The sequence below is a fragment of the Paenibacillus sp. FSL R10-2796 genome (assembly GCF_037965315.1).
Lineage (GTDB): Bacteria > Bacillota > Bacilli > Paenibacillales > Paenibacillaceae > Paenibacillus_AQ > Paenibacillus_AQ odorifer.
The window spans coordinates 6,296,172-6,309,409 of record NZ_CP150178.1 but is presented as its reverse complement, the minus strand read 5'-3'; the positions used below and the strand labels follow the sequence as shown (position 1 = coordinate 6,309,409).

Sequence of the window (13,238 nt, the reverse complement as noted above, 5' to 3'; positions counted from 1 at the left end):
ATGGCTGAAAATCAAACCCTTGATGCACTGCACACACCCGGTGCTGTCTTTTTTATCTTTGGGGCAACCGGAGACTTAGCCCGGCGTAAGCTTTTCCCGGCGATTTACAGCTTGTACCGTGAAGGTAAGCTGGCACAAGATTTTGCGGTAATTGGCGTGGCGCGGCGCCCGCGTACTCAGGAAGAATTTAGAAGTGATGTGAAGGAATCCATCCTTGAATTCTGCCGTTACAAAGCGGGAGAAGAAAGCGAATGGAATGAGTTTGTTCAGCATTTCGAATACAAATCTCTGGACATTAACAATATTGATGGTTTCCGCGAGTTAAGAGCACAAACTGAAGTTCTTGAAGAGAAATTCAGTATTCCGGGCAATCGGATGTTCTATCTTGCGCTGGCGCCTGAATTGTTCGGCAGTGTCTCCTTCAATCTTAAAGCTGGCGGGATGCTGGATAGTACGGGTTGGAATCGCCTCGTAATTGAGAAGCCTTTTGGTTATAATCTGGAGTCGGCTGAACAGCTGAACGAACAGATTCGTCAGGTCTTCAAAGAAGAGGAAATTTACCGGATTGACCACTATCTTGGTAAAGAAATGGTACAGAATATCGAAGTGATTCGTTTTGCTAATGCTTTTTTCGAACCGCTCTGGAATAATAAACATATTGCCAATATTCAAATTACACTTGGCGAAACCGTAGGTGTAGAAGAACGCGGTGGTTACTATGACCATGCGGGAGCCTTACGGGACATGGGCCAGAATCATATACTGCAACTGCTGACTATGATTGCTATGGAACCACCAAGCCGTCTGCTCGCAGAAGATATTCGTGATGAGAAAGTGAAGGTACTTCGTTCCCTTCGTCCTTATGCGACATCTGATGAGGTGCGTGAGAATGTCGTAAGAGCACAATATATTCAAGGCTTACACCAAGGCAAAACCCTTCCTGCTTACCGTCAGGAAGATAAGGTTGACCCTGAGTCGAATACAGAGACGTATTTTGCTGCCCGTGTATTTGTAGATAACTTCCGCTGGGCTGGAGTTCCTTTCTACATCCGTACAGGTAAACGTCTCCCAGTGAAGACGACGGAAGTGGTAGTTGAGTTCAAAGGTATGCCAACCAACGTTTATTTGGGACAAAAGCATAAACTTGAGCCTAACCTCCTTGTAATCCGTGTGAACCCAATGGAAGGCATTTATGTAAAGATTAATGCCAAGAAACCGGGTTCAGAGTCTGAGATTCAACCGCTGGCTATGGACTTCTGTCAGAGCTGCCTGGTTGGAATCAATTCTCCTGAAGCATATGAGCGCTTGCTACATGATGCCGCACGCGGCGATTCCACTTATTTCACTCGTTGGGATGAGGTATCCTCGGCATGGTCATTCGTGGATCGTATTGCGAAAGCATGGAGCGAAGAGTCTAGCGACTTATCTTCTTATCCTGCCGGCTCTTGGGGTCCAGTGGAAGCAGATGAACTGCTTGCTAAAGAAGGTTTCCATTGGTGGCCTGTAAACGGCCAAGATGAAGATAATGTGGTTTGGCTGAAGAATAACTAAACCTTGAGTTAATGCTATCTCCCTGCAGAGGATGCAGGGAGATTTTTTGTAATGCTAAGATCTAAAAGATTGGACTTCAGACGGTGTTCGGGGGATCTGGGCACTGTTCTAATAACTGCACTTTGTACAATTAAAATCGCTTATCTCGTTGTGATTAGTCTTTTAGATGTATTTTCTGCAACTATAATCACCGGATAAGGCGGAAAAGCGTGCACAACTTATTTTTAATTGCATCAAATGCAACTAAAGGCTAATGAAAATGCTAATACTTCAAGTAAGTGTAGGAAATACATCTATTTTCTTGAGCGATGATATGTGGGGATCATAATCCAGACCATTTGGGAGATATTTTGCGGCACGCGCTTTTTAGTAGATAATGTCTGCCGGATTTTGATATACTTTAGAGGATGCTTTCACTTGAAGCGGACTGGAGCTAGACCTAAGAGCTATTCATTCAGAAATGAAGGGGTATGAACAATGAGCAGAGCACCGATTTGATGAACCCCAGTGTAATTGAAGCAGAAGCAGGAATTTTATATATGAAGGGATATGTGTAATGAACAAAGCAATAGATCAGAAGCTGCAAAAGGAAGTGGATAGACGCAGAACCTTTGCGATCATTTCCCACCCGGATGCGGGTAAAACAACTTTAACGGAGAAACTGCTGTTATTCGGTGGCGCGATCCGTCTGGCGGGAACGGTTAAGGCCCGTAAAGCGAATAAACATGCGACGAGTGACTGGATGGAAATTGAGAAGCAGCGGGGGATTTCTGTAACGTCTTCCGTGATGCAGTTTGATTATTTGAATCATCGCGTGAACATTTTGGATACACCGGGTCACCAAGACTTCAGTGAGGACACCTACCGTACCCTAACTGCAGCGGATAGTGCGGTCATGCTTATTGATGTGGCAAAAGGTGTGGAAGCCCAAACCACCAAACTGTTTCAGGTATGTGCTAAACGGGGCATTCCGATCTTTACCTTTATTAACAAGCTGGACCGTGAAGGACGTAGCCCGTTTGATCTGATGGAAGAGCTGGAGCAGGTTCTTGGTATTCGTTCTGTGCCAATGAACTGGCCGATCGGTAGCGGACGTGAGCTATGCGGCGTGTATGACCGGATGAAAAATCAGGTAGAGCTGTTCCAAGGTGACGATCACTCCGTAATCAAGGTTCAAAAGGTTGACGGATACCGTGATCCAATCATTCGTGAAATGGCTGGAGAGTATCTGCATGATCAACTGTGTCAGGATCTGGAGCTGCTGGATGTAGCAGGCGATGCTTTTGACTATGAAAAAGTATTAAGTGGTGAACTCACACCTGTGTTCTTTGGCAGTGCGATCAACAATTTTGGCGTACAGACTTTCCTCGATAATTTCTTGGATCTGGCACCGAAGCCTGAACCACGCCGCAGTACTATAGGGGTAGTAGAACCAACGAATGAGAAATTCACTGGTTATGTGTTCAAAATTCAAGCGAACATGAACCCGGCTCACCGTGACCGGATTGCTTTCCTGCGTATTGTGTCCGGGAAATTCGAACGGGGTATGAGCGTGAAGCATGTACGTGCCGGTAAAGATATCAAGCTGGCGCAACCACAGCAATTTTTGGCGCAGGACCGCGATATCGTAGAGGAAGCTTATCCGGGAGATATCATCGGTCTGTTTGATCCAGGTATTTTTAGAATTGGTGATACCTTGAGCCAAGCAGGAGATATGGAATTCGATGAGCTGCCAACGTTCTCACCAGAGATTTTTGCTAAAGTGAGTATTAAAAATGCATTGAAATCGAAGCAGTTCCAGAAGGGTGTCGATCAGCTGACTGAAGAGGGCATGATCCAGGTGTTCCGCACGGTCAACTTTGACGATATTTTGCTTGGCGTAGTTGGACAACTGCAGTTTGAAGTGTTTGAGTACCGCATGAAGGGTGAATATGGTGTGGATGTTCAGTTGCAGAGAATGCCGTACCAGTTTGCACGTTGGATCGTAGATGAAACTAAGCCGGATGCGAGCAAATTCAGAATCAACTCAACGTTGGTGACGGATAAGAAGGGCAATTTTGTCGTGTTGTTCGAGAACGAATATGCTATGCGGACAGCGATGGATAAGAACCCGACAGCTAAATTCCTGGAAATGGCTCCAAAAGCATTACTATAATTAGGACGCTATAACTTTCTGAATGTAATAATAAAACCTCCGCCTCCATAGGTGAAGTTACACCATGGTGAGCGGAGGTTTTTGACTAGTTGCGGTCAGTTTACGATGTGATATCCCCAGGGGTAATAGTCTCCAGGTGATCATGTAGCATGGTAACCAACCTATCTTGCTTAGCGGGATCTAAATCCTTCCAGATCATTTCGAACACGGCGCCAAGTCCCGGGAGTGCTGCCTCCGGACCGTCCACAGAGCCTTCAATCATATGACGTAAATCCTCTTCAGATTGACCGTGCACTTTATGAATAATCGCCTGGCGCAAGTCAATGGTAACGGGCATAATGTACCTCCTTTTTTGAAAATATAGTGATATTGACCTCGTTATAATGTGCCCTGCAAAGGTGCTGGAAATTCAAGTTTTTGTCCAAATATAAGATAGTATAAGTTTGACACATATATATCATCCTTATATTCCTACGAGAAACGGTTGTCATCCATAAGGACGGCAATGACGTTTCTTCTTGGCTTATGCTATACTGTTTGAGATATAGAATGCTACGGGAGGTACATAGACATGGCCAAAAAACAATATGCCGTCATCGGTATGGGGCGTTTCGGATCTAGTGTTGCTAAGGCGCTCAGCGGCATGGGGTTTGATGTACTTGCGATTGATGCTGACGAGCAGCGAACACAGGAAATTTCAAGTATTGTAACTCATGCCGTATCTGCAGATTCCACGGATGAGGAGGCGCTGCGTGCCCTTGGTATTCGCAATTTTGATGTGGTGGTTGTAGCCATTGGCGAGGACATACAAGCTAGCATCCTGACAACACTTATCCTAAAAGACCTGGGTGTGCCTGCAATTCTGGCAAAAGCCAAAGGTGAACTGCACGGCAAAGTATTAAGCAAAATTGGTGCGGACAAGGTGATTTATCCTGAACGGGATATGGGAATGCGGGTTGCGCATCATCTTGCTTCGCCTAATATATTGGATTATATTGAGCTGTCGCCGGACTACAGTATTCTGGATATGAAGGTATCCGGACCGATGCTCGGAAAAAATCTACAGGAGCTCGACATCCGCGCAAGATTTGGCTGCAACGTAATGGCCATCCGCCAAGGTGAAGAAATGAACATCTCTCCCCGTGCAGAGGATCGCCTGATCGATGGCGATATCCTTGTTATTGTTGGGCATAAGGATAATTTGACGAAGCTGGAGATGGCGTATCAGTAGGAACAAAGAATAAATGGCAAGGCAGAAGAAAGGAAGACTTTATGGAAATCATGTCTCCGCAAAATACGCGGGTTAAAGAGTGGGCCGGGTTACAGGAGAAAAAGCATCGTGACAAGGCTCGTAAATATATCGTAGAGGGCGTTCATCTGGTTCAAGAAGCACTGCTGGCTGAAGCAGATGTGGAATGCCTTGCTTATGACCTCGACAAAGGAATGCCTGCTGAACTTAAGGGGCTGCTTCAGGCCGTTCAGGGAATGGAAGTGATTGGCGTTTCGGCGGCGATCATCTCAAAATGCAGCAGCACCAATACGCCGCAGCCGGTGTTCGCCATCGTGCGGAAGGAACAGCAGGCAGTAGAAGCTATCCTAGCGAAGAAGGATAGCCTTGTGGTTGTGCTGGACGGCGTGCAGGATCCGGGCAATGTCGGCACCATCATCCGCAGTGCGGATGCAGCGGGAGCAGACGGAGTGATCCTCGGACAAGGCTGTGCCGACCTCTATAATCCGAAGACCATCCGTTCCACGATGGGCTCGATGTTCCATCTTCCGGTGGTGGAGGGAGATTTAAGTGAGATTTTGCCACAGGCCCGGGAAAATGGGGCGCTGCTGGTGAGCACTTCGCTGCAGGGCGAAGAATCGTGCTATGAGCACAATTTCCACGGCAGCCAGTGGCTGCTGATTGGCAGCGAAGGAAAAGGCATCTCGCCGGAAACGGCGCGACTCGTGGACAAGAGTATCATCATCCCGATGGCAGGCCGCGCGGAATCGCTGAACGCCGCAATGGCGGCGACGATTTTGCTGTTTGAGGGCATGAGACAGCGGGGATAAATTGTCACCGTTTGTAACGTGGTGTGAGTTGTAAGTCATCTTGTCACCGTTTGTAACGTAGTTTTCTCACACTAAATCCAGTCCTGATGATCAAGATAATCTTGATCATCAGGACTTTTTTATAATCCTGCAACAGTATTGGCTGCACATAAGCCTGGCCATTTCCATTCTCAATAATTATACATTCTTTAGAAATTACTGTTTTCCGAATATTCATGTGTCATTCTTTTTTACGACAAATATATACGAATGTTGGAGGGAAAGTGTAAGGCACAAATTCAATTTTCTCAATAAGTAGTTGTTTAGCCCATCTTTTTTTCATGTGCAGCGAGTGCTGATATGCAACTAAAATTCCGCCTGGTTTAAGTGACTTAACAATCTGATGTAGGATTTTGTCACGCATTTCAATTGAAAAATTAAAAAATGGTAATCCGCAAATTATGCAATCTAACTCACGGATGCCTTCCTGATTCAATTTCTTGAGTAAGTAGCTGGCGTTGGAATGGAAAATGCATTCCGGATAAATTGCTTTTAAGTGTTCTCTCATTTTTTTATTCCGCTCAAACAAAAGCACTTTTGTAGAATTCGTTAATTGTGATGTCATGAGATGTGTAATAGCACCTGTACCAGCTCCAAGCTCTGCAACGGCATTTACATTATGCCATTGTACAGACTGGACTATTTTATTGGCTAATAATTGCGAACTGGGTAGAATATTTCCTACCCGCTTTGGATCTTTGAGGAAGCCTTGTAAGAAAAGTAAGTATTCAGACATAATCAATTAGCAATCCTCTCCGAAAGGCAATCTCAGTTGGAATGTGAAGACGTCATGAGTGTGTTTAAGCGTTAAAGTACCCTTGTGCAACTCAGCAATATTCCTAGCTATCGAAAGACCAAGTCCTGCCCCGGTTTGAATTCCCTGGCTTTTTCTTGAGTGGTCAACCTTATAAAATCGGTCAAATAGACGGTTTTCTTGATCCTGTGAGAGGGGAGTTCCTTTATTTTCAATCTCAATGGTACAGTGTTCAGAATCAGTTGTAATTCGTATGCTAATGCTTCCCGGGCTGATGGAATATTTTAAGGCGTTCATAAGTAGATTATCTATGGCTCTGGCTATTTTCTCACTGTCGATTAAGGTGAGGATTGGGCTCTTATCTATATCTTTTATAAGATGCACATTGTTTTCTTGAGCGATTGGTTCGAATTCGAACAACAATTGATTCAAAAGCTGCGAAAAATCGATTCTCTCCAGATTTAAACGGGAATCCACCGAATTAAGTCGGGTATATTCAAACAAATCATCAAGGAGTTTCTTCAAATGAAGCGCCTTGTTATAGGTGTTTTGAATAAAACGTGTGTATTCTTTTTTATCTTGGTACGATTCTGTACGTAAAAGCTCAATATACCCGATAATACTTGTAAGAGGGGTGCGTAAGTCGTGTGAAATCCCCGTGATCATCTCCATCTTGGATTTTTCTATTTCGCGTTCCTTGATGATCTGTTGCTCTAAGCGCTCTGCCATCCGGTTGATGTTCAAAGCCACCAGTCCTAGTTCATCTTGGCGCACAACTTTTACCCGATAACTCAAATTACCTTCGGATATAATCTGAAGTCCTTGTTCCAGCGCAATTAAATCTTTGACGATTCGCCGGGTCAATGTAAAAAATGTAATAACGAAAATAATGAAAAACATCGGAGTAAGAAGGTAGGCAAGAAAATTGAACACCCAATCCAATTTTGTTGCATTTCCAAAATGAAAGAACAAGATGCTAAGTGAGGTATTTATCGCAATGGTAATTATGAAACTCAACACCATCCTGATTAAGATATTGGATTGAATGCGTTTATTTATTTGTAGATCTTGTATGATTTTAATCAACTTTGTAACCAACTCCCCAGACTGTCTTAATATACAGAGGTTCTCTTGGATTTTCCTCTAATTTTTCTCTTAAGTTACGAATATGAACCATTACGGTATTGTCAGAATATCCGTAAGGCTCTTTCCATACACTCTCGTAAATTTGCTCCGAACTATAAACTTGCCCAGGCCGGCTTGCAAGCAGGGTTAAAATCGCAAACTCTAGTGGAGTTAATGAAACTTCAATTCCATTTAACTTTACGAAATGTTTATTTTTATCTATGATCAGGTTTTTAATTATAAGCAGAGAGTTGAATTCTTCCTTTCCAATTAAGGACTGACGCCGTAACTGAGCTTTTACACGGGCCAGTAGTTCCAGTGGATTAAACGGTTTGATCATGTAATCGTCTGCCCCGGTAGTTAGACCCGTGATTTTATCAATGTCCTCTTGCTTGGCTGAGAGCATAATAATTGGGATATTTGATATTTCCCTAATTTTGAGACAGGCTGTGATACCGTCCATTTGAGGCATCATGACATCCAGGATAACCAGTTGAATGGATGTTGTTTGTATTGTACTCAACGCCTCTTGACCATCTGCAGCTTCAAGCACTTGGTAACCTTCATTTCTTAAGTAAACATGAATCACATCTCGAATTTCAGAATCATCATCTGCAACAAGAATTGTATTCAATGGACGCTGCCCCTCTTCTATATTTATTTTATTATGTTTCCCTTTTACGACAGACGTAGACGAAAGCGGGAGGGAAATTAAATGGCACATATTTTATTGTATCAATATTAAAATATTCGGAGAGTTGCTTCTTCATTTGAAGTGAATACTGAAAGGCAATAAATAATCCCTCAGGTTTAAGGGATTGGTAGATCTGTTCAACCAATGTATTTCTTAATTCGGGCTCAAAATTGAAAAAGGGCAGCCCACTAAAAATACAATCTAACTGATGAATATGTGAACCTTTAATTGTTTCTACTAAACTAGCAGCATTATGATAACAAGAAAAGTCCGGATAGCTTGTCTTCAGGTTATGCCTCATGGTTTTATCCATCTCAAATAGTAACACTTTCGTTGTACTAGTTACCTTAGTATTGATTACACGGGTGATTGCACCTGTACCTGATCCAAGTTCAGCGACTGCTTTAACTTCATGCCAAGGGGCTTGGTTAACCATGCTGTGTGCCAGAAACCGGGAACTCGGGGTAACACTGCCTACCTGTTTTGGATCCTGAATAAAACTTCTTAAAAATAAGAGTTTTTCATTGAAGCTCATTCGGAATTCCTCCATAATTTTAGAATTGATTTAGATGTTTATTAATTTTGATAGGATGTGATCTCCAAAGTACGTTCCTACAAAAAAGAACAGTAAGGTCCAACTTAAAGCACTGGGATATGAAATAAGGGCAAATCGTTTATAGCTTGTACCGCTGAGCCCGATCAACATGGGAATGATGTAACGTACAACTGGAATAAACATGCCGATATACATAGCTGTACGCCCACGTTTTTTTAGAATCTGCTCTGCTTTTTTAAAATGTCTATTAGCTTCAAATTTGCACTTCAGCTTTTGCCCAAAGAATTTACCTGCAAAGTAGGCAACCGTAAAGGCCGTTAATAGCCCTGATAAAATGCAGAAATAAGTCATCCAGGAATTGATAATCCCCATGTGGCTTAGGGTAGCTCCAGTGAGGATTGTAATTTCATTAGGGATTGGAATTCCAAAAGGGCCTAACGTGAAAGCAAGATAAAAAATCAGATATCCATACTGATTGATTAGCTCTAAGACGGTATTACTGGCCAATATGCCACCTCCTTCGCTTACTTCAATACAGAAATCTTAACTAAAAAAACTGAGGAATTAGGTGGGGGAATTCTAAAGAAATCCTGAAGAGACTTAAAATTCGATAGGATTGGCCAAGTCTCTTATTTATAGGGGGCTAAATTATGATAGAAGAAGGGATCCGTTTCTGCCTTGCAATTTGAAATGTCGCTGATATCAAGGAATCAGTCCCACAGTCACAATAAAAAAGTCCTGAGGATCAAGAAACTCTTGATCCATCAGGACTTTTTACATAATGACCTACCCTTTCATCATCAAACGAAGCGAAACGATGATGAGAAAAACGGCTAATAGCTTTAAAAGCAGCTTGGCAGGAAGGCGTTTTGCCAGGCGTGCGCCAATTTGACCGCCGATAATTGCGCCAGGTGCTAGGGCTAACACCATAAACCATTCAACATTCAATAAAAAGGCATGTGTTGTGGTGCTTACGATAGCTGACAGGAAAATTTGAAGCATAGAAGTTGCAACAGCGATATGGGGGGCAAAGTTGAGAAGTAAGGTCATTGTCGGAACCATAAGACTCCCGCCGCCAATCCCAAATAGGCTTGCTACAAAGCCAACAAGAAAACTGATGATTATGCCGGTAGGCATATGATAAGCATATTCGAAATGAGCACCGCTATTATCGGAAAAGCTTCGCTTCACGGTTGGTTTGAAAGGCCAATGGATGGGTTTATTCGGCTTGAACAAGAGCAATAAAGCGACAAGGATTAAGAAAATACCGAAGCTTACGAAAAACATTCTCCCGCCCATTTGCTTGGTAAAGAGTGCACCTATTACTGAACCCGGAATCGAAACGGCGGCAAAGGTGAGCGCTGCTTGATAATCGATTCTCTTCTGCTTTGCGTACACATAAGTACTTGAGATGGAGTTGAAAAGCAGCATCGCCATTGATGTTCCAGCCAGATGTGAAGGCTCCATATCAGGAAAAAGGAAAGCCAACGCAGGCACAACGATGAACCCGCCGCCAAGTCCGACCAATGAACCGGAAATGCCAGCTGCTAGCCCGATGACTAAGAGCAGTAAGTAAGTTAGCACAACAGCATGTTCCTTCCTCTACGTGAATTCTACAATCATTTATCTTACCAGAAAAAACGTCCCGCAAATAAATTGTTTTTTAGCCAATTGCGCTGTTCTGCTGCTAAACGGGGATCATTGTCCATTTGGGACAGGATATCTTTTTTTACAAGTTTGCAGACGGATTGAACAATAGTTTGATCCTGGCTAGCATCTAACCAGAGAATTTCCGCAGACCGGGGATTAGGGGTGTATCGTTGCCAAGCAGGTTGTCCCTCAGCATTAGGATTACCGGTATATAGGAAATGCCGTAAATAGTCCCTCATTAGGGAAGAGAGCATGTTACGCCCAGGCTCGTTATGCTCGGAAATTACATCCGCAGGAAATCTTTCCTGGACACCGGAAAAGTCACCTGTATAGAAGGGGATGTCTGCACCATGCGGGGCACCCATAAGAAAACGGATATAAGGATCGATCACTCCGTCTCTTAACCCCCAGGCGAAGCGGTAAGCATAGATGGGCATCTCCGGAATCGCACTTAATAATATCTCTGTAGTCTGCTCTACATTAAATTCTGCATACAGATCGCTCCCATATTGGACTGCAGCTTCATAGAGCTTCTTTTCTTCCAGATTTCCGGCTAACTCTTCCTTTTGCACTAGGGAGAAGAAATGAGTATCCCATAAAGTGAACTCGGAGAATTCGCTGGCAGTGCTGCCAAGGATGATCGGCAGGGAAGGGTGATCGCGGTTATTTAGATTGTCGAAGCCACCAATAGGAATGACCGTGCCATCTTCGATCAAATGGGGAAAAGCAGCCATCTGAAGCCCCGTCTCACGAATGATTTCGACAAAGTGAAAGGCATTCTGACGATATAGGAAGGCGGAAATCTTATCCGCAGATTGTGTGGAAATCCATACTCTTGCCTCACCTTGAGTGCTGACCATTCCTGTTTTTATTAATAACTCTGTTAAAATGTCATCTGCTTTTTCTTCGCTTTGCTCCGTAACAGCCGTTGTTAAACCTCCGCTCATAATAAAAAGCTTATGAAAGAGCCCTCTGCCCAGCGGTGAAAGGTAAGCAGCTAATGCATTTCTTGCACCTGCAGACTGGCCCCCTAATGTTATGTTCCCTGGATTTCCCCCAAAGCAAACAATGTTATTGCGCAGCCACTTTAGCGCATGAAGAACATCGAGGAGACCGTAATTTCCTGAGTCATCCAAGGGGTCCCCGGTTCGGAGTGAGGGATGCCGGAAAAATCCCATTGCTCCTAAACGGTAATTCACTGTAACCACTATACTATTTGTCTTACACGCCAATTCTCCAGCTTGAAAATCCCGTCCCGAACCCCCAATATTTCCGCCGCCGTGGAGGAAGACGAATACGGGTAAGCCTGCCTCGGCATGATCCGGTCGCCAAATATTCAAAAAGAGGCAATCTTCACTGCCGCCAGGTTCCCCTTGAATGAATTGGACACTGCTATTATTAAAATGGCATGCAGGCAATACACCTGTCCAAGGTTCTATCTCACGCGGTGCTTTCCATCTGAGCTTATCTATGGGAGGTTCCGCATAAGGAATCCCTAACCATGCGATCGCCCCAAGTGTTGGCAGACGTATGCCTTTAAGCTGACCGCTGGAGACTGTAATAATTTCTTCCATGGGTTCTCGTGTGCTCATTTATAGTTCCCCTTTCTCCTGCAGATTCTTATGTATTTTTAATTCTCTTTATTATAGTGTTCTGCTATGATGATGAAAAATATATTATTATATATAAAATACATAACTCTAAGGTTATAGAAGAGGGTGGGTTCGTTGGATTTACTTTCGCTTCGGTACTTTCAAACGGTTGCAAAGCTTGAGAATATGACCCAAGCAGCCGAAATACTCCAAATCTCACAGCCTGCTATAAGTAAAATGATCAAAAATCTTGAGGGCGAATTAAACGTCAAATTGTTTGATCGCACAGGAAAATACATTCGATTAAATGAATATGGAAAGCGGTTTCTTGTGAAAGTTGATTTAGCCCTACAAACGTTAGAGGAGGGGAAAACAGAGCTATTGGACTTGTCTGAGCGACCGACAGGAACTGTAGTGATTTTTATCCAAGCGGGTTCCTATTTGCTTCCGGATATGATCACATTATTTCGTCAGAAATACCCGGAAGCTCAATTCAAGCTATTGCAGCAGGATCAGGAGATCTCACGTTATCCGGCTTTTGATTTGTGTATTTCTTCTACTCCGCTCAAGATTCCAGGAACAGTGTCGACACCGGTATTAACGGAAGAAATCCTGCTGGCGGTTCCTAATGAGCACAGGCTCGCAACCCGTAAAAGTGTACGTCTGAATGAACTCGCGGAAGACGGTTTTATTAGTTTGAAAATAGGCAAGCAGCTGCGCGACACGACGGATTCTCTATGTCACGCCGCCGGATTTGCTCCGCGTATCATTTATGAATGCGATGAGCCTTCGATGGTACGCAGTCTAGTCCGTTCGGGACTAGGGGTTTCTTTTATCCCCGCTGTAACTTGGGGGGGGTCTCAAGGATCCTCTGTCGTGCTTCTTCCCATTGAAGAACCCATAAGTACCCGCACCATTGAAATCTCATGGTATACCAACCGGTACATGACTAATGTCGCTAAAAAGTTCAAGGCCTTTGTTGAGGATTATTACAAGCAGTTAGAAGAAGACAAATTAAAAAATGAGTCAACTAACCCTAAGGCTTAATTGACTCATTGTCAGCA

At 43.7% G+C, this 13,238-nt stretch carries 13 protein-coding genes; 5 read left to right on the top strand and 8 right to left on the bottom strand.

Annotated elements, in window-relative coordinates; all coding sequences use genetic code 11:
• Both zwf and NST58_RS28050 read left to right on the top strand, forming a co-directional pair.
• The gene (gene zwf / locus NST58_RS28055; protein WP_036685526.1) at positions 1 to 1,551 is read left to right on the top strand and encodes a glucose-6-phosphate dehydrogenase; all 1,551 of its coding nucleotides are present in this window, start codon (positions 1 to 3) and stop codon (positions 1,549 to 1,551) included.
• Positions 1,552 to 2,107: 556 nt separating this feature from the next.
• A complete protein-coding gene (locus tag NST58_RS28050) occupies positions 2,108 to 3,706 on the top strand; it encodes a peptide chain release factor 3 (protein WP_076184819.1) in 1,599 nt (532 codons plus the stop codon).
• A gap of 100 nt (positions 3,707 to 3,806) precedes the next feature.
• Here the strand turns inward: NST58_RS28050 and NST58_RS28045 are convergent, their stop codons facing one another.
• The gene (locus NST58_RS28045) at positions 3,807 to 4,043 is read right to left on the bottom strand and encodes a small acid-soluble spore protein SspI (protein WP_076130310.1); all 237 of its coding nucleotides are present in this window, start codon (positions 4,041 to 4,043) and stop codon (positions 3,807 to 3,809) included.
• Positions 4,044 to 4,277: 234 nt separating this feature from the next.
• Here NST58_RS28045 and NST58_RS28040 point away from each other — a divergent pair, with 234 nt between their 5' ends.
• Positions 4,278 to 4,937, top strand: coding sequence for a TrkA family potassium uptake protein (locus NST58_RS28040; protein ID WP_036685517.1), 660 nt, complete (start codon positions 4,278 to 4,280; stop codon positions 4,935 to 4,937).
• 41 nt (positions 4,938 to 4,978) lie between these two features.
• Positions 4,979 to 5,764, top strand: coding sequence for an RNA methyltransferase (locus NST58_RS28035; protein ID WP_076184818.1), 786 nt, complete (start codon positions 4,979 to 4,981; stop codon positions 5,762 to 5,764).
• Between the two features lie 220 nt (positions 5,765 to 5,984).
• On the opposite strand, the gene NST58_RS28030 is transcribed toward NST58_RS28035, so the two are convergent.
• The 7 genes from NST58_RS28030 to NST58_RS28000 form a co-directional block, all read right to left on the bottom strand.
• Positions 5,985 to 6,539, bottom strand: a complete 555-nt coding sequence (locus tag NST58_RS28030) for a methyltransferase domain-containing protein (protein WP_081383349.1) — start codon at positions 6,537 to 6,539, stop codon at positions 5,985 to 5,987.
• A 6-nt stretch (positions 6,540 to 6,545) separates the two neighbouring features.
• Positions 6,546 to 7,580 (bottom strand): HAMP domain-containing sensor histidine kinase, encoded by a 1,035-nt coding sequence (locus NST58_RS28025; RefSeq protein WP_339248806.1) that lies wholly within the window; start codon positions 7,578 to 7,580, stop codon positions 6,546 to 6,548.
• A 55-nt stretch (positions 7,581 to 7,635) separates the two neighbouring features.
• Positions 7,636 to 8,316, bottom strand: a complete 681-nt coding sequence (locus tag NST58_RS28020; RefSeq protein ID WP_339244948.1) for a response regulator transcription factor — start codon at positions 8,314 to 8,316, stop codon at positions 7,636 to 7,638.
• Between the two features lie 31 nt (positions 8,317 to 8,347).
• Entirely contained in the window at positions 8,348 to 8,911 is a 564-nt protein-coding gene (locus tag NST58_RS28015; protein ID WP_076194087.1) for a methyltransferase domain-containing protein, read from the bottom strand.
• Between the two features lie 30 nt (positions 8,912 to 8,941).
• Positions 8,942 to 9,439 carry a DedA family protein gene (locus NST58_RS28010; protein WP_076130315.1) on the bottom strand — a complete coding sequence of 166 codons (498 nt, stop codon included), beginning with the start codon at positions 9,437 to 9,439 and terminating at the stop codon, positions 8,942 to 8,944.
• A 279-nt stretch (positions 9,440 to 9,718) separates the two neighbouring features.
• Entirely contained in the window at positions 9,719 to 10,516 is a 798-nt protein-coding gene (locus NST58_RS28005; protein WP_076194090.1) for a sulfite exporter TauE/SafE family protein, read from the bottom strand.
• A 44-nt stretch (positions 10,517 to 10,560) separates the two neighbouring features.
• Positions 10,561 to 12,174, bottom strand: coding sequence for a carboxylesterase family protein (locus NST58_RS28000; protein ID WP_076194093.1), 1,614 nt, complete (start codon positions 12,172 to 12,174; stop codon positions 10,561 to 10,563).
• A gap of 135 nt (positions 12,175 to 12,309) precedes the next feature.
• On the opposite strand from NST58_RS28000, the gene NST58_RS27995 reads away from it, so the two are divergent.
• Positions 12,310 to 13,221 carry a LysR family transcriptional regulator gene (locus tag NST58_RS27995; RefSeq protein ID WP_076194098.1) on the top strand — a complete coding sequence of 304 codons (912 nt, stop codon included), beginning with the start codon at positions 12,310 to 12,312 and terminating at the stop codon, positions 13,219 to 13,221.
• Positions 13,222 to 13,238 lie beyond the last annotated feature (17 nt).